The 19,274-nt window shown below is 39.8% G+C and carries 22 protein-coding genes and 1 pseudogene; 5 read left to right on the forward strand and 18 right to left on the reverse strand.

What is annotated here, in order from left to right; all coding sequences use genetic code 11:
- The first annotated feature begins 304 nt into the window (after positions 1-304).
- A complete protein-coding gene (locus BK575_RS24650; RefSeq protein WP_078414176.1) occupies positions 305-781 on the forward strand; it encodes a divergent PAP2 family protein in 477 nt (158 codons plus the stop codon).
- A 200-nt stretch (positions 782-981) separates the two neighbouring features.
- On the opposite strand, the gene BK575_RS24655 is transcribed toward BK575_RS24650, so the two are convergent.
- The 9 genes from BK575_RS24655 to dapF all read right to left on the reverse strand — a co-directional run bounded on the left by BK575_RS24655 (position 982) and on the right by dapF (position 7,795).
- A complete protein-coding gene (locus BK575_RS24655) occupies positions 982-1,704 on the reverse strand; it encodes a 3D domain-containing protein (RefSeq protein ID WP_169907974.1) in 723 nt (240 codons plus the stop codon).
- 309 nt (positions 1,705-2,013) lie between these two features.
- On the reverse strand, positions 2,014-2,337 hold the full coding sequence (locus BK575_RS24660) for a YuiB family protein (protein ID WP_078414177.1): 324 nt from the start codon (positions 2,335-2,337) through the stop codon (positions 2,014-2,016).
- A gap of 156 nt (positions 2,338-2,493) precedes the next feature.
- A complete protein-coding gene (locus BK575_RS28800) occupies positions 2,494-2,628 on the reverse strand; it encodes a YuiA family protein (RefSeq protein WP_169907976.1) in 135 nt (44 codons plus the stop codon).
- 138 nt (positions 2,629-2,766) lie between these two features.
- On the reverse strand, positions 2,767-3,246 hold the full coding sequence (locus tag BK575_RS24665; RefSeq protein WP_078414178.1) for an NUDIX domain-containing protein: 480 nt from the start codon (positions 3,244-3,246) through the stop codon (positions 2,767-2,769).
- 118 nt (positions 3,247-3,364) lie between these two features.
- Positions 3,365-4,579 (reverse strand): NAD(P)/FAD-dependent oxidoreductase, encoded by a 1,215-nt coding sequence (locus BK575_RS24670; RefSeq protein WP_078414179.1) that lies wholly within the window; start codon positions 4,577-4,579, stop codon positions 3,365-3,367.
- 568 nt (positions 4,580-5,147) lie between these two features.
- On the reverse strand, positions 5,148-6,137 hold the full coding sequence (locus BK575_RS24675) for a LacI family DNA-binding transcriptional regulator (RefSeq protein ID WP_078414180.1): 990 nt from the start codon (positions 6,135-6,137) through the stop codon (positions 5,148-5,150).
- Positions 6,138-6,419: 282 nt separating this feature from the next.
- On the reverse strand, positions 6,420-6,785 hold the full coding sequence (locus BK575_RS24680) for a HesB/IscA family protein (protein ID WP_078414181.1): 366 nt from the start codon (positions 6,783-6,785) through the stop codon (positions 6,420-6,422).
- Positions 6,782-6,922, reverse strand: coding sequence for a hypothetical protein (locus BK575_RS28805; RefSeq protein ID WP_169907978.1), 141 nt, complete (start codon positions 6,920-6,922; stop codon positions 6,782-6,784). The genes BK575_RS24680 and BK575_RS28805 overlap by 4 nt, the downstream gene beginning before the upstream one ends.
- 18 nt (positions 6,923-6,940) lie before the next feature.
- Positions 6,941-7,795 carry a diaminopimelate epimerase gene (gene dapF / locus BK575_RS24685; RefSeq protein ID WP_078414182.1) on the reverse strand — a complete coding sequence of 285 codons (855 nt, stop codon included), beginning with the start codon at positions 7,793-7,795 and terminating at the stop codon, positions 6,941-6,943.
- 169 nt (positions 7,796-7,964) lie between these two features.
- Between dapF and BK575_RS24690 the strand changes: the two genes are divergently transcribed.
- Positions 7,965-8,558, forward strand: a complete 594-nt coding sequence (locus BK575_RS24690) for a DUF2225 domain-containing protein (protein ID WP_078414183.1) — start codon at positions 7,965-7,967, stop codon at positions 8,556-8,558.
- A gap of 121 nt (positions 8,559-8,679) precedes the next feature.
- Here the strand turns inward: BK575_RS24690 and BK575_RS24695 are convergent, their stop codons facing one another.
- Complete coding sequence (locus tag BK575_RS24695) at positions 8,680-8,919, reverse strand: YuzB family protein (protein WP_078414184.1); 240 nt, start codon at positions 8,917-8,919, stop codon at positions 8,680-8,682.
- Positions 8,920-9,156: 237 nt separating this feature from the next.
- On the opposite strand from BK575_RS24695, the gene BK575_RS24700 reads away from it, so the two are divergent.
- Positions 9,157-10,224, forward strand: a complete 1,068-nt coding sequence (locus BK575_RS24700; RefSeq protein WP_078414185.1) for an NAD(P)/FAD-dependent oxidoreductase — start codon at positions 9,157-9,159, stop codon at positions 10,222-10,224.
- Between the two features lie 51 nt (positions 10,225-10,275).
- Here BK575_RS24700 and BK575_RS24705 read toward each other — a convergent pair whose 3' ends face one another.
- Entirely contained in the window at positions 10,276-10,611 is a 336-nt protein-coding gene (locus BK575_RS24705) for a YuzD family protein (RefSeq protein WP_078414186.1), read from the reverse strand.
- A 247-nt stretch (positions 10,612-10,858) separates the two neighbouring features.
- Here BK575_RS24705 and BK575_RS24710 point away from each other — a divergent pair.
- Positions 10,859-11,151 (forward strand): annotated as a pseudogene (locus BK575_RS24710) (NifU family protein).
- A 55-nt stretch (positions 11,152-11,206) separates the two neighbouring features.
- On the opposite strand, the gene thrB reads toward BK575_RS24710, so the two are convergent.
- From thrB to yutH, 5 genes are all read right to left on the reverse strand, one after another.
- Positions 11,207-12,130: a homoserine kinase gene (gene thrB, locus BK575_RS24715; protein ID WP_078414187.1), complete on the reverse strand. Its 924-nt coding sequence runs from the start codon at positions 12,128-12,130 to the stop codon at positions 11,207-11,209.
- On the reverse strand, positions 12,124-13,185 hold the full coding sequence (thrC, locus tag BK575_RS24720; protein WP_139368178.1) for a threonine synthase: 1,062 nt from the start codon (positions 13,183-13,185) through the stop codon (positions 12,124-12,126). The genes thrB and thrC overlap by 7 nt, the downstream gene beginning before the upstream one ends.
- Positions 13,185-14,486 carry a homoserine dehydrogenase gene (locus BK575_RS24725; RefSeq protein ID WP_078414189.1) on the reverse strand — a complete coding sequence of 434 codons (1,302 nt, stop codon included), beginning with the start codon at positions 14,484-14,486 and terminating at the stop codon, positions 13,185-13,187. The genes thrC and BK575_RS24725 overlap by 1 nt, the downstream gene beginning before the upstream one ends.
- 253 nt (positions 14,487-14,739) lie before the next feature.
- On the reverse strand, positions 14,740-15,729 hold the full coding sequence (locus BK575_RS24730) for a 2-hydroxyacid dehydrogenase (protein ID WP_078414190.1): 990 nt from the start codon (positions 15,727-15,729) through the stop codon (positions 14,740-14,742).
- Positions 15,730-15,923: 194 nt separating this feature from the next.
- Complete coding sequence (gene yutH / locus BK575_RS24735) at positions 15,924-16,925, reverse strand: spore coat putative kinase YutH (protein WP_078414191.1); 1,002 nt, start codon at positions 16,923-16,925, stop codon at positions 15,924-15,926.
- A gap of 270 nt (positions 16,926-17,195) precedes the next feature.
- On the opposite strand from yutH, the gene BK575_RS24740 reads away from it, so the two are divergent.
- Complete coding sequence (locus tag BK575_RS24740; protein WP_078414951.1) at positions 17,196-17,648, forward strand: phosphatidylglycerophosphatase A family protein; 453 nt, start codon at positions 17,196-17,198, stop codon at positions 17,646-17,648.
- A gap of 222 nt (positions 17,649-17,870) precedes the next feature.
- On the opposite strand, the gene BK575_RS24750 is transcribed toward BK575_RS24740, so the two are convergent.
- On the reverse strand, positions 17,871-18,641 hold the full coding sequence (locus BK575_RS24750; RefSeq protein WP_078414193.1) for a TIGR01457 family HAD-type hydrolase: 771 nt from the start codon (positions 18,639-18,641) through the stop codon (positions 17,871-17,873).
- A gap of 41 nt (positions 18,642-18,682) precedes the next feature.
- A complete protein-coding gene (locus BK575_RS24755) occupies positions 18,683-19,120 on the reverse strand; it encodes a DUF86 domain-containing protein (protein ID WP_078414194.1) in 438 nt (145 codons plus the stop codon).
- Positions 19,121-19,274: the final 154 nt, after the last annotated feature.

Genomic DNA, 19,274 nt, shown 5'->3' on the forward strand with positions numbered 1-19,274 from the left:
TATAAATATATGCTCAAAAAGGAGGACAAAAAGGAACGAGAAGTTCAAGGAAGCGCCGCTTTGAGCACAAGGGAAAGCTTCTTACAATTCTTCATCGCACGCAGGAAAAGTGATTTTCTTTTCCAAGGAACGGAGCGAAAGCTGACGCCGTCCGACTAAGAACCGCCACGTCCTGTGGCGAACGTCGGATCAGTACGTCCTGTACAAGTAAATTCGACGGTCATTTTTCCCGGATTTTTTGAACATCACCTATAATATATGATATCAAAAGCTGGAATAACCTGTTAATAAAGGAGCGTAATTTATGGATTTATTCACAAACTTTCCGCTTTGGAGCGCTTTTGCAGCTATCGTTTTTGCCCAAGTTGTAAAAGTTCCGATTGAATTCATCGCAACAAGAAAAGTTCATTGGGGGCTTGTTTTTAGTACAGGAGGAATGCCAAGTTCTCATTCTGCAGCCGTTACATCCTTAACTACAGCAATCGGTCTAACTGAAGGATTTGGCTCTCCCTATTTTGCCATCTCCACAATTTTTGCCGTCATTGTCATGTTTGATGCCACAGGGGTGCGCCGGCACGCTGGTGAACAGGCTATTGTACTGAACAAATTGGTAGAAGATTTTAATCATTTTATTACGGAAGCGAAAATGTGGCCGGATCAAGCTGAACAGGAGAAACAAGAGAAATTGAAGGAGTTACTAGGACATCAGCCCATTGAAGTTTTTTTCGGAGCCATTACAGGCATTGCTATTTCTTGTTTTATTTATTTCTTTCTTTTGTAGACACCTTATTGATGATAATTAAGGAAATATTCATAAAGAGAATCTAAAATAATCATGTTATCTCCCTTCAGGAAAATCAGTCCAAAACATACTGTCCTGGACTGATTTTCATCTCTTCTACCTCGGTAATCATATTTCCCGACTGAAGACTCCCACCTCAGGGAATGTGAAGGGCGTAGCCCAATGAGGCAATACTTACTTTAGGAAGATTTTGTTCCAATGTATTGTTGACGGAATACTTGCATTGATTTGTTTTCGTTTAACAGAGTCAGCTCTTCTTCCGTTAGCTTTCCGCTCCCACGTTTTACTATATATACGTCCAGCGTTCTCTTTCCCCAAGACTCATACACGTCATTTACCGTTTCATAATATAAATCCAAGCGATTCCCTTTAATAGCACCGCCTTTATCGGCTACCACTCCGTAGCCGTAGCCCGGAATAAATAGAATCGTTCCAATCGGAAAGACATTCAAATCAGCTGCGATGGTCGAGTATAAATCACGTTTTACCTTTACCCCGGAATATGTTATTCCATAAGAAGGGTGTCCAGGTTTTTTTCCTGTCGATTCATACCCTGCCGTATAACCAGTGGCTAACACATTGTGAACCGGATACTTTGACCAGTCAATCGCTGTTTCCAATGACGGACTTTGGGGATTCATAACAGTTTGTTCACTCGATATTTGTGTGAATGTTTGGCTTTCATGGAATAATTTTCTATAAGACAATGAATTGGCTTTATAATCGTTGTCTTTATATGAGTATGTAAAAAAAGATTCATTAGAGCCGGACCAAGGTGTACGCTCATAAACCCAATTCGCAATCGTCTTCGCTTCTACGCCAGAAATCGATTCGCCTGTTGTGATTAAAGCACCTATAAACAATAATGTCATACTTAACCTTTTTATTATTTTCTTCATCATTACGAATATGACAACTCCTCTCACGATTCTATTCCTTTCCAAACAGAAAAGAAATTATTCGCGAATGAGGAAATGCCACATTTTTACACAACAATTCTACCGATATTTTTTGTTACTTTATCCCAATTTAAAACAGCCATGCAGGCAGAAAAAATGGCTGATTCACAAGGTCACCATAGAGGATCATAGTAATTATTTTACTGAAAGGACCCGTCAACCAATCCATAATTTTACTGGATTTTGGTGACGGGTCCTTTCAGCAGACTAGATGGAAAGGGAGGCTTTTGCCCCCTTTCCATCCAGTCTGTTTTAAAACATTCTATATCCTTTTGCACGCAGCCAGCGGATCACAATGCCAGAGACAATCGCCCCTGTGAAACCTGCTGTTAAAATCGCAATATCAGCCGCAGCCAGGGAAGAGATTTTCCCCCCTAAATGAGAAAAGGAAGGTCCAGGCTGTTGAATGTATTCAATAAATCTTATATCATCAATAATTAAAATGAAAACGATGGGATATAAAACCGCCATGATCCATGACATTCTTAATAACATATTTAATAAGAAACCGATTCCAAAGAATAAAACAAAAAATAGCAAAATGGATATTAATAAAACCGGAATACTCATTTCCATGTTTCCTCACCTCCTGTACACATCCTTTTTTAGTGTACTAAAAAGGTGTATATGAATCCATATAAATAACGGGGAACGGATGTTTTTTATCCGTACCCCGTTATTGAAATAAGTTTATTCCTCATTAAGACAGTAATATCCTGATGGCAGCTCCCTTTATTCACGTGAATAGACGGCCTTTACTTCCTCCGCTTCTTTTGTACCTGTCCCTTGACAGTGTAAGCAAGTTTCGGTTCCACCCATTAGTACCGTTACATATCCATGACCATCACATAATAAGCATTCATTCATTTTTTCGATCCCCTTTTAATTTAATTGAATTTTCAGATAATATATCAAATATTTATTTAAATGAAAAGGAGCTCTATAGCCCCTTTTTTAATAATGTAAACGTATACATGTATGTTTTTCTTTAATTTTCTTTCATATTCATACAAATAATTTATACGCCGTGTATCCAAATTGGTTTCCCGGGTTCAAATGCTCATACATATTCAATAGTTGGTATGGCTGCTCAATAAAGTACTTTACCAATAAAGAGGTATTTTCGTCAAAACACAGTTGGTCCTTTGTTAAAAAAGCAGCCTTTTCCAGTTCCTTCTCTTGTACGATAATATCCGTGTGCTTGGCTCTCATAAGGAAAATGATCATATTGTCACTAATTTCGTTTTGAATGACCCCTGATCGAACTCCAATCATGCCTACAACTTCTGCTTGAACTCCTGTTTCCTCCATCACTTCCCGGATTACTGCTTCGTCAAGCGTTTCTCCTTCTTCCACAAACCCTGCAGGAAACGACCATTTCCCTTTTAAACCGCCATAATGCTTTTTTACAACAAGATACCGTCCATCTTCTGTCAACACAAGTCCGCTGACCGCAAGCCAGACTTTTCCCCTCTTTTTAACCATTTGATTTCTCCCCTTTTATTCTTTCATTAAACCATACTATACACTGATTTTGTTGGTAAAAAACACATGAATTGGATAAAATAAAAACAGCAGGCTTTTAGCCTGCCGTTTTTTTATTTTAGAAGAAGTTGAATTTACCTTTTTTCATTACAAGACCCGCTCCGCCTTGTAAGAACAATGCACGGTTGTCTACTACCTTTTTCATGAATGAAGCACTTGAGCCGAATAATTTTCGGTCGAATACGATACCAATCGCATCATCATGCCCTAATGAACATACTGTACCTTTCAAATCAGGTTTGAAAGTTTCCATTTCGCCTTGTCCGCGAACTAATACAGCTAAATTTTTGGCACATGTCACACCTTCTTGCATTGCAACTTGTGCTGTTGGCGGATATGGACGATTGATTTCTTCATTGATGATCAATGAACAATCCCCAACGATGAAAATATTGTCATAACCAGGGGCACGCAAATGAGGATCTACTTTTACACGGCCGCGCATGTTTTCAAAACCAGCTTTCTCGATCAGATGACTTCCGCGTACACCAGCCGCCCAAATAACCGTACCAGCTTTGATTTCTTCCACTTGATCATCCTTAGCAACGATGATGCCGTCTTCTGTACATTCTTTAATCGCTGTACCAATTTTGAACTCTACGCCTTTACGCTCTAATTGTGTGACAGCGTACTCCACTAATTCCGGATCGAAACCAGGTAATGCCATTGGAGCTGCTTCTACACAAATGATACGTACTTTTTCACGCGGAATATCAAATTCTTTACATAATTGCGGAACGCGATTAGCGAGCTCACCGACTAATTCAATACCTGTGAAACCAGCTCCACCTACCACGATTGTTAATAATTCATCACGTTTTACCGGTTCGTTGTTGTACGTAGCAAAAATATAGTCGATGTGCTCACGGATTTGACGTGCTGCATTGATGTTAGCAAGGGAAAAAGCATATTCTTTTAATCCTTTAATACCGAACGTTTCTGACTCATAGCCAAGAGCCACAACTAAATAATCAAAGTCAATTTCACCATTTTCAAGGATAACGCGCTTTTCTTCCGGCTTAATGTCAACTACTGTATCTTGAATGAAATTCACTTTACTCTTATCAATTACGTCAGCAATTTTAAAGCGGGAACGGTCATGATGCAGTGTACCTGCAGATACTTCATGCAGCCAAGTTGTTTCATAATGGTAGTCATTTTTGTTTACAAGTACAATTTCTGCTTCGCTGACTCCCAGCTTTTTTTGAAGATTAACAGTTGTCATAAGACCACCATAACCAGCACCAAGGATTACAATTTTAGGCTTTCTCATTGCAATGTCATCCACCTTTTCTATAAAATGTTTTATTATTATCTTTAATTTGACGAAAGAACCGTTGTTTTTTTCTTATTGTAAGCATCTCATTTTGTTCCTATCCGTCACCTTGCTCTAAAGTCTCACAGAGAGTTTGTGAATCATTTCACGTAATTAGTCGAAAAAGGACAAGAAATTGTTATATAATTGTCATAAAATCTTAACAATATGCCTATCAAACATCATATGCCTTTTCGCAAATTTTTTCAAGACAAAATTCATTTATTTCTAGCATCGCCAACTATTGGAATCGTTTTCGCACCTATTTTAAATCAAAGAACGAATATTCATGACATTTGTTCCTCACAGCTTTCGGAAATCAACTCTTTCCCTTATAAAAATGGCTGAAGGGAAAGGCACCCTTTATACTTATTTAAGAGCACTCCAACTGTTTGCAGCCGGATTGGGTAAGGATTCAGCAGCTGTAATAACGCTATGTTCTAATGAAAATGACGAGTGCAGTGAACACTCGTCATTTTCATTAGAACTTCATATTCAGTTCAAAAATAAAACAGCTTCCCTTCATTTAAATAGGGCTCACTGTTTCTCTTTCAATAATGGAATGAGGCATAACGATTTCCTTTTCAGCTTGATGCCCCAATAAGATTTCAACAGCTACTCTTCCCATTTCATAAAGCGGCTGACCAACTGTCGTTAACGGTGGTACTGTTTTTTCTGCTGTTGCAGTATTATCGTATCCAATGACTGAAATATCGTGAGGTACTTTCATGTTTCGTTTATGTAAAAAGGATAATGCTCCGGCTGCCATTTCATCACTAGCACAAAACACGGCCGTGAGCGCATGAGTGTATTGGGAAAGTAATTTTTCCATTCCTTCTATTCCACTTCTAAATCTGAAATCCCCATATATAATTGAACAATCATCGATATATAGTTGGTGATCTTGTAAAGCTTGTTTAAACGCTTGTACACGTGGAATGGTAGCCAACGGATCTCCTTTCGTTCCTGCAATCATTCCAATATGGGTATGACCATGTTGAATCAAATATGACACAGCATCATAAGAAGCCTTATAGTCGTTGACCTTTACATACGGCAACGGATAAGGGGACTGAGTGGAAACAAGCACCACAGGAAGCTCCATGCCTTTAATCGTATTGTAATAGGCATCCGTCATCTGATCACTAACAAATAGAATTCCATCTACTTGCTTTTCACGCAGCATTTGTAAATATTTCATTGTTCGTGTACCATTCTTATCCGTTTTACAAACAATTACACTGTAATCAAGCTCATGAGCCCTATCTTCCATACCGTTTAAGATGGCGGATGCAAATAAGTCTGATACAGCCGGAAGCAATACACCAATCGTTTTCGTCCGCTTACTTATTAAACCTCTTGCAATGGCATTTGGCTGGTAGCCCATTTGTTTAATTGTATTCATAACACGCTTTTTCGTTTCTTCAGAATAGCCCGGTAAATTGTTTACTACTCTGGAAACAGTCGCAACCGAAACATTTGCTTTCCTCGCCACATCTTTAATTGTAACAGACATACCCCCACCGCCTCTTGTGTAACCGTTTTCGTAGAGAAATTGTAACATTTATGTAAAATTCTTTCAATTATTATATTCCTCACAGAGAAAGCTGTCAGAAACAGTCCATCGTCATCCATGAAAAAGCTATATTCCAAGTACTAGAAAACAACCGCTCTATAAATCGAAAAGAATTTCCCGATGATTTCTAAATAAAATAACATGTGTTTTATTGAAAGGACCCGCTCCTGAATCCTTTTATTTTACCGGATTTCTAGGGCGGGTCCTTTCAATTATTCTCTTCTAACACTCTTCTGGGGTACCTGTATTCGTAGCCGTACGGAAAGAAGAGCCGCAGCCACAGGAAGCGATCGCATTCGGATTATCGATGGTAAAGCCTCCACCAAGCATAGACTGCTTATAATCGATTTTTGTTCCTTTTAAAGCAGGAGCGCTTTCTTTATCGACCAACACTTTAATCCCATGTTGTTCCAATTGAACATCTCCTTCTTGTACTTCATGGTCAAACCCCATGCCGTAAGAAAGGCCGCTGCACCCCCCTCCTTGAATAGCTACACGCAAATAAGCCTCTTGTTCACCATGCTCTTTCATCATATCTTTTATTTGAAAGCTTGCCGCTTCAGTAATCGTTAGGATATCTTGACTCATTTATATTCGACCTCCTTCTCATTACTATTATACTCTTTATAAGTGCCTCCAACAAACAATCTGCCGCAGGATAAAGCTAAAGCTGACTTCCCAAACATGACGAGCTTTTCACTTGTCTTAATTGTAAAAACAATCATTCCCAGAAAAAATCCTAATTAATAGTAGTAGGTTCCTGTACAAATTGTCTCAGCCGGCCCTGTCATTAATACCGTCCCCTCTTCTTTCCATGTAATAACAAGATCTCCGCCTGCTAAATGTACGGTCGTCGGAACACCTTTTTTCGTATGACCGTTTAATACCGATGCCACCACTGCTGCACAGGCCCCTGTTCCGCACGCCATGGTAACGCCAGACCCTCTTTCCCATACACGAAAATGGAGTTCGTTTTCACTAACAGCTTCTACAAATTCAACGTTTATTCCTTCTGGGAACATCTCGTGCTTTTCCACGATTGGACCTAATGTTGTAACAGGGGCTTCATTAATATTAGGCACGTAAAAAATAACATGTGGATTTCCCATTGAAACAGCTGTCATCTCATACTCTTGCCCATTAAAAGAAGTTTTCTCTGCCACTACTTGGTCCATGGCTTCTCCTTGCATTGGAATACTATGACTCGCTAAACGCGGCTGCCCCATGTCTATTGTGACACTTTGAACTACACCATTTTCCTCTTTCACCTGTGCTTCTACTAATCCAGACAACGTTTCAATTTGAAATACTTCTGTTTGTACTAGTTTATGTTCGTAAGCATATTTAGCGACACAACGCAGTCCATTTCCACAGTTTTTCGCTTCAGAACCATCATTATTAAAAACACGCATCTTTACAGAAGCCAAATCAGAAGGACAAATTAAAATCATCCCATCAGCCCCAATTCCCGTGTGAATATTCGACACCTTAACTGCAAGGGCTGACAGTTCATCCTCTTCCAGTTTTTCTTCAAACATATTGACATAAATATAATTGTTTCCTAGTGCATGCATTTTCGTAAATTGGAAGCTTTTCATTTTTACTCCTCCGCTGCAGAAAGTTTTTTATTGTTTTATAGTATAAAGATATCTAAAGAAGTACACAATGAAAATATCCCCCGTTTTAAACTCCTTGATTATTTTAATCGAGGGGTTTTTTTATTTGAGTTTTTTTATTTGAGTCTTTTCTTCTAAAAATAATCATTCTATGAAGAAATGCGGAGATTTTTTTACCCATTATGAAAATGAAGACCTAAACCCAACCCTTTACCATGTGAACGTTTGTCCTCATTGTGGTTTTTCGGCAACGGAGGACTTTTCCCCATATTTTGCACCAAAATCCCTCGATTATATTAAGGAAAAAGTGTGCAGCCAATGGAACATGCAAAATTACGGGGAAAAAAGAGGCATTGAACAAACTATTAATAGTCATAAATTGGCCATTTACCGTGCCTCCCTGAAAAAAGAAAAACATATTACAATAGCAGGCTTACTTCTTCGCCTCGCTTGGCTTTATCGTATAAAAGAACAAATGGAAAAAGAACATCGCTTTTTGGCCTATGCAAGACAGGAATATATAGAATCATATAGTACAGATGACTTCCGTGGTACACAGATGGGGACAGTACGAATTTTGTACATCATCGGAGAATTAAGCAAAAGAATCGGCGATGAAAAACAAGCGGCTCTCTATTTTTCAAAAATAATTCAAAAGCATGCCCAGAGCGGAGACCAAAAAATCGTTGAAATGGCCAGTGAACGCTGGTGTGAAATCAGAGAACAACAGAAAACAGCTATGTAATCTAAGCAGATAAAATAAACCGCCCTGCAAAATCTTGGAGATTCGGGAGTTTCCAGGACGATTTATTTGTCAGTCATTCCACAGCCATGCCTAGGCACGGCTGTGGAATGACTGACTTTATTTAAAACATTGGATTCTCTTCCAAGTGTTCATATATATGTTCAACTAATTGCTCAGGTGTTTCGGCTTTTACGACTTCACCATTTACGAGCGCAAATAACATGTGTGCACATTTCCCGCAATATCCCAAACAGCCATATTCGATGATATCTAAGTTAGGATCTTTTTCTAATTGTTCCAACGCCTTTTGGGAACCGCTTGCTAAATTGCTGATACAAAATTCCACAATGGGTTTTATCATTTTTTTCACCTCGCTACTAATTTTTAATCGTACCTTGTTTTACAATAAACGTCAATTTAATCAACTGAGCAAATTGTGTTGAAAATTGCCCGAAAACATGTTGTTATTTTTGTCTAATTTCGTTATACTTTTAGATGCAATAGGGATTAAACGTGCTATCACAACGTATTATTTCAATTAAATATGTTATCAAATATACACATAGATAAATGCATAGAAGGCAAAGGAGAAATTTCCATGAAGAACCTTGTTATTCTTGGTGGCGGTTATGGCGGCATGCGTATACTACAAAGACTTCTCCCGACTCAACTACCAGAAGATGTTCAAATTACACTCATTGACAAAGCCCCTTATCACAGTTTAAAAACGGAATTTTACGCATTAGCAGCAGGAACCATCGCTGATCAGCATGTTCGTGTTACGTTTCCAGAACACTCCCGTTTAAACATTAAATACGGATTAGTGACAAAAATCGATTTGGAGAACAAACTTGTCCATCTACAAAATGAAGATCATGTATCATATGATGATTTGGTGATTGGTTTAGGCTGTGAGGATAAGTATCACAACGTTCCAGGTGCAGAAGAACACACATATAGCATTCAATCAATCGATGCATCGAGACAAACGTATCAAATGCTCAACAACTTGCCTGCCCATGCAGTTGTTTCAATCGTGGGAGCTGGATTGAGCGGTGTGGAACTTGCCAGTGAATTACGTGAAAGCCGTCCAGACTTGACGATTAAACTATTCGATCGCGGAAAACATATTTTATCTGCTTTCCCTGAAAGATTAAGTAATTACGTACAGGAATGGTTCACTTCACACGGAGTCGAGATTATCAATAACGCTAATATCACAAAAGTGGAAGAAAACGCTCTGTACAATCATGACGAATGCATTCACAGCGATGTCATCGTATGGACTGCCGGCATTCAGCCAATTAAAGTCGTGCGTGAATTAGAAGTAGAAAAAGATTCACAAGGAAGGGTCGTTTTAACTCCACATCATAATCTACCGACAGATGAGCATGTCTATGTCGTAGGAGACTGTGCAAGCCTGCCTCATGCACCAAGCGCGCAATTAGCAGAGGGGCAGGCTGAGCAAATCGTCCAAATCCTTTTAAAAAGATGGAATGGCGAGGAATTGCCGGAAGAGCTTCCTTCTATTAAGTTAAAAGGCGTTCTTGGGTCTCTAGGCAAAAAACATGGCTTTGGTCTATTAGCCGAACGCCCAATTACTGGACGAGTGGCGCGCCTGTTAAAGTCCGGAATTCTTTGGATGTACAAGCACCATAGCGGTTAAAAAGGCTACACTTTCTTATCTTTTACAAAGAAACCCTTTAGAGCTTTGGCTCTAAAGGGTTTCTTTCGGTTCATACCCATATTTCTGAAGCTCTTCATAAATACGTTTTAGCTTCGGATTTCCTTCTCCCACAATTTCCCCTTTAATGACAACAACAGGGTAGAAGAGATCTTCATCAATCACTTGCTGGGCGAACTGTTTTTTCTCTAAATCTTCAGGTGGATTATGAATGTCTATATACGCTAAATCAAACGGCTGATCCGGAAATTTTCTCGAAATGGCAGCCTCCAGCCAATCATACGTCTCTTTGGAAGAAGGCAAATTGACACAACTCGCGCAAATCACTTCCGCCCCATACACACACACTTCCACCTTTTCCTTCACCATATTATTTCCCCCTCTAAACTTGTCTTCACTTTAAGTTTTTTGTAAAAGATTATTGCCTGTTATTTTCTTATTCACCTTACACCTATAAGTTTTCATACCATGAATTAACTCATACAGGTCTTAGTGTAAACGGTTGACAAAAAGCCGAGGGCTCTTTGTCAACCGCTTGTATGTAAAGGGTATGACAGGGGGTATTCTCCCCTGTCATACCCTTTACATACAGGTTAACATTACCGATTGCACTTGAATAGATTTTTTCCGCCAGACCGTTTATAATAATCATAAGGAAGGGAGTCGATTAGTATGTCAGAAATGGATATGAAAGAACAAGTTCAAGAAGTATTAGATAAACTTCGCCCGTTCTTACTACGTGACGGCGGAGACTGCGAGCTAGTGGATATTGAAGATGGTATCGTAAAATTACGTTTACTAGGTGCTTGCGGAAGCTGCCCAAGTTCAACTATCACATTAAAGGCTGGTATTGAGCGAGCTCTTTTAGAAGAAGTACCAGGCGTTGTTGAAGTAGAACAAGTATTTTAATAAAAAAAAGAAAGGCAGGGCTATTCTAGCCCCGCCTTTCTTTTTTTTATTTACTTTATGAGCATGAACTCGTTTTTACTTCCTTTGTTACCCGAACTCCTGCCGAATCGATATTTAATACGCTTATATCACAGTCAGAAAGAACAGTTTGCAAGTATTCCCCTACCTTTTGGCCTTCCCCTTTTTTCGCTAAACAAAGAACAGTAGGGCCGGCGCCGCTTAACGCGACTCCAATTGCTCCTTTTTTCTTCGCTTCACGGCGGACAATTTCCAACTCAGGAACAAGAGCTGCACGGTATGGTTCATGAAACAGATCTTTTTCCATCATCTCTCCAACGAGCGGCCAATTTCGACTCACTAACGCACCTACCAGTACATTCCCTATCGCTGCAGCTGCAACGGCCTCTTTGTAAGACAGGTGTTCCGGCAACACGCTTCTCGCTTCCGTCGTTTTCAGCTCATAACGTGGAATAACGGCCACTACATCTAAGTCTAAATCAGTAAGATGAACAAGATGGGTCGTTTCGTTGTAATGACTTCCAATGACTAATCCTCCATAAAGGGAAGGACCGACATTATCCGGATGTCCTTCGATTAAGCTGGCAATCTCCATTTTTTCATCTAATGTAAGCTGCAAATCACCTAACACGTTAGCAAGCTCGATTCCCGCTACAATGGCAGAAGCACTGCTTCCAAGACCGCGTGTAAGGGGAATATCGCTTTCAACCTCCACTTTTACAGGAGGAAGAGATACGTGATACTTGTCCGCTACTTGCGCAGCAACTTGATACATTAAATTTTCTTTATCGGTCGGAATATCTTCTACATCTTTTGTTTTCGGAATAAACTCCCATTCGTTTGAAAGCTCGACTTTTAAGGATAAGTATTTGGACAGTGCAACACCAATCGAATCAAAACCAGGTCCCAAATTCGCTGAGCTAGCAGGAACCGTTATAATAAATCGCTCATTTTTTAGCATGAAGCCACCACACCTTGAATATGCTCGAATACTTTCTCTTCATCATTTGGTAATACGACCGGCTTCACATTGTTTACATCGATGGCTGTGCTCGGATCTTTCAATCCATTTCCAGTCAATACAGCTACAACAGTTGAACCTTTTGCGATTAACCCTGCATTTACATGTTTGATGACACCCGCAATGGATGCTGCAGATCCAGGCTCAGCAAATACACCTTCACGCTTAGCAATGAGACGATAAGCTGCCACAATTTCCTCATCTGTCACTTCATCAATTTTCCCATTTGATTCCGATGCTGCATTGACGGCATATTGCCAGCTTGCAGGATTGCCGATTCGAATAGCTGTCGCAATCGTTTCGGGATTTTCGATTACTTCATTACGAACAATGGCGGCTGCACCTTCCGCTTCAAAACCATGCATATGCGGAAGTCCTGTTTGATGGCGTTCATGGTATTCTTTAAAACCTTTCCAGTAAGCCGTAATGTTTCCTGCGTTGCCAACCGGAATAGCAAGAACGTCCGGTGCTTTTCCAAGCTGGTCGCAAATTTCAAAGGCCGCAGTCTTTTGCCCTTCAATGCGATATGGATTGACTGAGTTGACAAGAGAAATCGGAGCTGTTTCGCTTAGCTTGCGCACCATGGATAAAGCATGATCAAAGTTGCCTTCAATCGCGACAATTTCTGCTCCATACATAACTGCTTGAGCTAATTTCCCCATAGCAATCTTGCCGTTCGGAATGACGACGATACAGCGCATTCCTGCTCTTGCCGCGTATGCTGCCGCTGCCGCAGATGTATTACCTGTAGAAGCGCAAATAACTGTCTTGCTACCATCTTCTTTTGCCTTTGCCACGGCCATAACCATCCCGCGGTCTTTAAACGAACCTGTCGGGTTTACCCCATCGATTTTCACGTGTAAATCAATGCCTAGTTCTTCTGAAAGATGCGGTAAATGGAGAAGCGGCGTATTTCCTTCATTCAATGTCAGCATTGGTGTTTTTTCTGTTATTGGCAAATACTCTCTATATTGTTGCAATAAGCCGCGCCACATCATAATGCTCCATCTCCTTCAACGCGATAGCTGCTTTTTACACTTTGAACGATTGCTGAATCATTCAATTGCTGTACGACTTCCTCGTAATCCTTTAAAGATGCTTGATGTGTAACAATTACAATTTCTGCCAATTCACTGTCTTTTACCGGTAATTGAATAATCTTTTCAAAACTTACGCCTCTTTCTGAGAATAACGTTGTAAGAGCCGCAAAAGCTCCCACTTGGTCTTTAACATGAATGCGTAAGAAATATTTAGAGAACATTTGGTCAGATTCTTTAAGTTGTTTTGGATATTGCGGAGCAACGGCACTTCGGCCATTTACGCCGAGACGCATGTTTTTCATGACGCCCACAAGATCGGATACAACGGCTGTGGCAGTTGGCAAACTTCCCGCTCCAGGTCCGTAGAACATCGTTTCTCCAACTGCTTCGCCGTATACATACACCGCATTGTATTCATCATTAACAGAAGCAAGAGGATGTGAGTCCGCCAACAATGTCGGCTGAACGCTTACTTCTACATGATCACCCGTACGATGAGCATAACCGATCAGCTTCATTGTATAGCCCAATTGCTTGCTGTATTGTAAATCTTCTTCCGTAATTTCCGTAATCCCTTTTACACGTACATCGTCCAAATCAATTTTCATGGAGAAACCAAGAGTCGCTAAAATGGTCATTTTACGTGCTGCATCCAATCCTTCTACATCGGATGTAGGATCAGATTCTGCATATCCAAGCGCTTGGGCTTCTGCGAGTACGTCCTCATAAGCCCGGCCATCTTTACTCATTTTCGTTAAAATGAAGTTCGTTGTTCCATTTACGATTCCCATCATTTTCGTTACACGGTCTGATGCCAACCCTTCCACTAAGCTGCGAAGAATTGGAATCCCTCCGGCAACACTTGCTTCATAAAATAAGTCACACTCATTTTCAGCCGCTACGGTCAGCAATTCTGAGCCATAAAGTGCCATTAAATCCTTATTCGCCGTTACAACATGCTTTTTATTTCGCAGTGCCGTTAAGATATAATTACGGGTTTTCTCAACACCGCCCATGACCTCAATAATCACATCAATTTCCGGATCAAGAAGAACGTCTTCGACACTCGTCGTTAATTTATATGAATCAATTTCGACATCACGTTTTTTATCGAAACTTTTTACCAATACTTTTTTCACTTCAACTGGACAGCCAATTTGATGCATGAGTTTATCCTGATGATTTTCAATGATTTTTACTACTCCGCTGCCGACTGTTCCAAGCCCTAATAAACCAACTGAAATACTTTTGACCATCATTTCCACCCCGTTTGTATTCTTGTGAAGAACATTTGTTTATCTATAAAAGACATTATAGATATAAAACATAAATTTTACAATCCTTACTTCACCTAAATCTTCGTATGAAAACGCTTTATATATGATAATACCAATAAATAAAAATATTTTTAAAATTTTTTATTTAATAATAATAACATGTTTTTTTGGGCTTTCACATTGGTTTTAAGAAAAAAAGGCGATGAACGAAAGTGTCCATCACCTTTTTACTTCAGCAATATTGCGGTAATACTTCTTTATTGATAATCGTTTTAGGTTTCTGCTGCTTAAGGGAACGTAAAATATTATCTACACATAATTCAATCATTTCTGTCCGTGTCTCAATACTAGCGCTTCCAATATGAGGAAGGGCTACAACATTGGCCAGTGATAAAAGAGGATGCTGCGGATCAATCGGTTCCCTTGTAAACACATCCAGCCCAGCGCCCGCGATTTGTCCTTCTTTTAAGGCTTGAATGAGCGCTTCTTCATCAACGACAGCCCCCCTTGAAGCATTGACGAAAATGGCGGACTGTTTCATTTTTTTGAATGCAGCTTCGTCAAACAAATGCTTCGTTTCATTGGTGAGAGGAGTTAAACATACAATATAATCCGCCTTCGTAATCAACTCATCAAATGAACAGTATACGGCTCCAAGTTCCTTTTCAGCCTCCAAATGGCGGCTTCGATTATGATACAATATCTCCATTTCAAACCCTGTAGCACGTTTGGCTACTGCACGTCCGATATTCCCCATTCCTACAATACCAATCGTTTTGTGATGAATATCGCGTCCGGCTAATAAATACGGGCTCCAGCCTTTCCACTCGCCATTTTTCACATATTCCGCTGCCTCTGTTAGGCGTCGTGCTGCGGCCATAAGCAGGCCAAACGTTAAGTCCGCGGTCGTATCTGACAACACATCCGGTGTATTGCAAACTGAGATACCTCTCCTTGTTGCTTCTTCTATACGAATATTATCGTATCCTACCGCTAAGTTGGCGATGACCTTTAAATGGGCCGCTTTACCCATGATACTCTCATCCACTTTATCAGATAGCATGGTCAATAATGCTGTCGCTTTTTTTGCTTTTTCTACAAGCAACTCATGAGGCACAGGTTCCTCTTCATGATCCCACATCTCTACATGAGCTATTTCTTTCAAAGGTTCTATTAGCTGCTCCGGCAGTTTACGTGTAATAAATACATACGGTTTTTCCATTCCCTATCACCTCGTTGTCGAAAAGTATCGTGTCATACGTTGTTATTTTATCATACTTACTTTCGACGAAAATGCTTTTTATCCCTCATTAACGGGCAGCCAATCATGATGCAAAGCTTCACTAATCATAATGAAAATAAACACAACAGTTTATTTTCATGGGAGTAAGCCCCCACCGATGGAAGTTTCCTTTATCATTGAAGCCATTCGATTTCAGGGATGTGATGCCTTTTAGTTGATATGCCCATTTTATTGTAAAAATGCCCCAAAAATTGTTCGTACTGTATACATCCATGGATGATTTTCTCTATGTCGTTCTCATAAGCTTGTTTTTCCGCTTCGCTTCGTGAGCTATAGTATCCTTCAACCGATTCAAAATAATGAACGGGAAACAGAAGCCTTGCATATAATAATCTCCAAGCAAAGGATGAAAGTGGAGCAATTTTTTCGTATTCACTCAAAAAATCAAACAATGATTTCTCTGAAAATATGCCGGACTTAAAGTACAAATGGCGAACATATTCCGCCAAATCGCGGCTTGGATGGTCAAATACCCAATCAGTAGGCATCTTAAAAAAAGAATCTCTCTTCCATGTGGAAAGAGTGAAACGGTGATGACAAATAGTCGCTGTATCGAATGTACGGGGCAAATCATCAATTTCCGTATCAGTCAAATATTGAATGGCGTTTTCTGTCATCCCCAAATAATATGGAAAGGATTCAATAAACCGTTTATCCGTTTCGTTGTTAGGGTGTTCCTGTACCTTCATCCCCCAAAACTTCTCTAGCTGCTCAAGCCTTTTTTCCCATAACCCTTTCCATTGCCCAATTCGATTGCTTTTTTCCATCGGGTACGGCAGCAATTTCCCTTTTTGGTGAAAAGAAGCCAGTTCTCGTCCATATGCAAGCGCTGATGTTTCAATCGGATATGGGACACGGCAAATACCGTACTTCTTGCCATCGGTTTCTGTTATGAGTCCTCCATTTTTATTGATCATAAACGATGCCACTTGCCTTTCTCCTTGCGAAATCAAAAATTGGCTCATTTGATGAAACTCATATATTTCCTCTTCGTCTAAATGTCCCAAGTCGACGACAATATATAAAATATTACGATACTGAAAACCTTTATATTTGCCTATATCCGTTAACTGCGGAGGCTTTATCCCATAATGGTCATAAATAGTTTTTATCATTCTTTCAAACCCTCTCCTCACTTTTTAGTCCACTCCCGGCAACCATATCAATTTCATTGATTGAATTTTTACTTTACAAAATTATATGAAAGGGATGAAAGATATTTGTCATAAAGTTATAGCATGTCCGAATAGAGTAACATTACAAACTCCAAACATGGTTTCATAACAAAATGCCATACTAACAACATAAACTATTAAGAAATTAGGTGAGCTGAATTGGAAAAAAAGCATGTGATTACGGAGCTTGAAACGAAAGCAAGGCAATGGATGCATGACCGCGGGGTTACCGTCAATGATATAGCGGAATTGGTTTATTACTTGCAATCAAAATATCATAAAAATTTAGCCATGGACGAATGCATTTTCAATGTAGAACGGGTGATGGCAAAACGTGAAGTTCAAAATGCCATTTTAACAGGCATTCAATTAGATATATTGGCCGAACAAGGAAAGCTAGAAGAGCCTCTTCAAACCATTTTAGCTACAGACGAAGGCTTATATGGAATTGATGAGATTTTGGCTCTTTCTATCGTAAATGTATATGGCTCCATCGGATTCACAAATTATGGATACATTGACAAACAAAAGCCCGGTATCCTCGGATTATTAAATGATAAAGAGGCTTCAGGAAAATGCCACACCTTTTTAGATGATATTGTCGGAGCAATTGCTGCGGCCGCTTCCAGTCGTCTCGCTCATCGCGCAGCTCATACGGAATAGAAAGAAAAGCGGAGCAGCCCGGTTACAGCTAAGAACGCAACATCAAGCTCCACCGCTGCATTTGCACTTTCTGTACTTCGGAAATTCTGATAAGGAAAATCCTTTTTGATTTCTATATCAGAGGTGAAACAACCGAAAGATAAGAGCCATAACCGAAAAATAAAAAGCCGACTGACCAGCATGTTTACTTCTGATCAATCGGCCTTTTAGCCTTATTTCCCATTAGATTTGCTGAATCCATTCCTCGAGAGAATCCACTGTATAAGTAGGTTTCGTTTCATATCCTACCAGGAGCTCTTTTGTTGTGACTCCTGTATGGACAAGTAATGTATCCAAACCGGCATTCATCCCTGCCATAATATCCGTATCATAGTTGTCTCCTACCATTAATGTCTCTTCCTTCGATACCCCCAACACTTGCAGTGCTTGTTCCATAATAATGCTTTCTGGTTTGCCGATAAATAAGGGCTTTGTTTGTGTAGATACCGCAACAACAGACGTGAGGGAGCCATTCCCTGGAAGCAGTCCACGCTCTGTAGGAAGTGCAATATCTCCATTTGTCGAAACAAACATCGCCCCGTTTCTTACGGCTAAGCAAGCTGTTGCCAATTTCTCATAATTTATACCGCGGTCAAGGCCAACGACTACAAAGTCGGGATTTTCCTCTTTAAATGCAAATCCCTTCTCTTGCATCGCCTGATGGATCCCCTCTTCTCCAATCACGTATGCAGAGCCGTTTGGTTTGCGTTCATGAAGATAGTTGGCCGTCGCTTGGCTTGTTGTAAATACTTGTTCTTCTTCTGCCGGAATGCCGAACTGCTTCAATTTCTCGGCAACTTGCCCAGGTGTACGAGTAGAATTGTTCGTCACGAATAAATAAGGAATATTGTTTTCTTTTAATACCATCACAAAATCGCGGGCTTCTTGAATGAGCTCTGTTCCCTTATACATCGTTCCATCCAAATCAATTAAATAGCCTTTGTACTTTTTCATAAAAATCCTCCTACAGTTACTTAGTTTTACTATGTACAAGATTAATTTTTAAAAGCAGAGACAGGCCCAAGTTCATTTTCCAGGTATCGGCGGACACGAAGCGGAAATTGCTCAATTGCACCCATATGACGATTAAGAGTTGCCGCTGCTTCTGTATGGTCTACATTTATGTAATCTTGTACAAGCGATTTCCGTAAACGGATAACCTGCTTCAGTTCTTCTCCTTCTTCTTCTGGTATAACACGCTCGTCCATTAAGATATCAATAATATCATCATAGCTTCCAGGATCCCGCATAATAAATCCATCGATCATGGCATTTCCCACATCTAATATACATTCAATGACAAGATGGCCAATACGTTCAAGAACTTTTTTTTCAAACAATGCCTCCCATTTTTCTTGTTGCTTAAATAATGTACATTGCTGCTCCAAAAATTGTAACGTTTGTTCAATTTTATTGCGGTCGACAAAATACATAGTAATTCCCCTTTCTTTGACATATGCTTATTTTAACATATATCAACATATGATTAATAAAATTCATGGTGTAGGGACAGGTGTTTCTTGTTATGATTATATATGAATCCACATAAACCTTTGTAAGTTTATTCACGATGGAAGAACGGAAAAG

It is taken from the genome of Priestia abyssalis, assembly GCF_002019595.1.
Classification (GTDB): Bacteria; Bacillota; Bacilli; order Bacillales; family Bacillaceae_H; genus Bacillus_BA; species Bacillus_BA abyssalis.

What these genes read in the sequence shown, in the direction of transcription:
- BK575_RS24650 (WP_078414176.1), top strand. Translation starts at nt 305, where the DNA reads ATGGATTTATTCACAAACTTTCCGCTTTGGAGCGCTTTTGCAGCTATC.
- BK575_RS24655 (WP_169907974.1), bottom strand. Translation starts at nt 1,704, where the DNA reads ATGATGAAGAAAATAATAAAAAGGTTAAGTATGACATTATTGTTTATA.
- BK575_RS24660 (WP_078414177.1), bottom strand. Translation starts at nt 2,337, where the DNA reads ATGGAAATGAGTATTCCGGTTTTATTAATATCCATTTTGCTATTTTTT.
- BK575_RS28800 (WP_169907976.1), bottom strand. Translation starts at nt 2,628, where the DNA reads ATGAATGAATGCTTATTATGTGATGGTCATGGATATGTAACGGTACTA.
- BK575_RS24665 (WP_078414178.1), bottom strand. Translation starts at nt 3,246, where the DNA reads ATGGTTAAAAAGAGGGGAAAAGTCTGGCTTGCGGTCAGCGGACTTGTG.
- BK575_RS24670 (WP_078414179.1), bottom strand. Translation starts at nt 4,579, where the DNA reads ATGAGAAAGCCTAAAATTGTAATCCTTGGTGCTGGTTATGGTGGTCTT.
- BK575_RS24675 (WP_078414180.1), bottom strand. Translation starts at nt 6,137, where the DNA reads ATGTCTGTTACAATTAAAGATGTGGCGAGGAAAGCAAATGTTTCGGTT.
- BK575_RS24680 (WP_078414181.1), bottom strand. Translation starts at nt 6,785, where the DNA reads ATGAGTCAAGATATCCTAACGATTACTGAAGCGGCAAGCTTTCAAATA.
- BK575_RS28805 (WP_169907978.1), bottom strand. Translation starts at nt 6,922, where the DNA reads ATGATTGTTTTTACAATTAAGACAAGTGAAAAGCTCGTCATGTTTGGG.
- dapF (WP_078414182.1), bottom strand. Translation starts at nt 7,795, where the DNA reads ATGAAAAGCTTCCAATTTACGAAAATGCATGCACTAGGAAACAATTAT.
- BK575_RS24690 (WP_078414183.1), top strand. Translation starts at nt 7,965, where the DNA reads ATGAAGAAATGCGGAGATTTTTTTACCCATTATGAAAATGAAGACCTA.
- BK575_RS24695 (WP_078414184.1), bottom strand. Translation starts at nt 8,919, where the DNA reads ATGATAAAACCCATTGTGGAATTTTGTATCAGCAATTTAGCAAGCGGT.
- BK575_RS24700 (WP_078414185.1), top strand. Translation starts at nt 9,157, where the DNA reads ATGAAGAACCTTGTTATTCTTGGTGGCGGTTATGGCGGCATGCGTATA.
- BK575_RS24705 (WP_078414186.1), bottom strand. Translation starts at nt 10,611, where the DNA reads ATGGTGAAGGAAAAGGTGGAAGTGTGTGTGTATGGGGCGGAAGTGATT.
- thrB (WP_078414187.1), bottom strand. Translation starts at nt 12,130, where the DNA reads ATGCTAAAAAATGAGCGATTTATTATAACGGTTCCTGCTAGCTCAGCG.
- thrC (WP_139368178.1), bottom strand. Translation starts at nt 13,185, where the DNA reads ATGTGGCGCGGCTTATTGCAACAATATAGAGAGTATTTGCCAATAACA.
- BK575_RS24725 (WP_078414189.1), bottom strand. Translation starts at nt 14,486, where the DNA reads ATGGTCAAAAGTATTTCAGTTGGTTTATTAGGGCTTGGAACAGTCGGC.
- BK575_RS24730 (WP_078414190.1), bottom strand. Translation starts at nt 15,729, where the DNA reads ATGGAAAAACCGTATGTATTTATTACACGTAAACTGCCGGAGCAGCTA.
- yutH (WP_078414191.1), bottom strand. Translation starts at nt 16,925, where the DNA reads ATGATAAAAACTATTTATGACCATTATGGGATAAAGCCTCCGCAGTTA.
- BK575_RS24740 (WP_078414951.1), top strand. Translation starts at nt 17,196, where the DNA reads ATGCATGACCGCGGGGTTACCGTCAATGATATAGCGGAATTGGTTTAT.
- BK575_RS24750 (WP_078414193.1), bottom strand. Translation starts at nt 18,641, where the DNA reads ATGAAAAAGTACAAAGGCTATTTAATTGATTTGGATGGAACGATGTAT.
- BK575_RS24755 (WP_078414194.1), bottom strand. Translation starts at nt 19,120, where the DNA reads ATGTATTTTGTCGACCGCAATAAAATTGAACAAACGTTACAATTTTTG.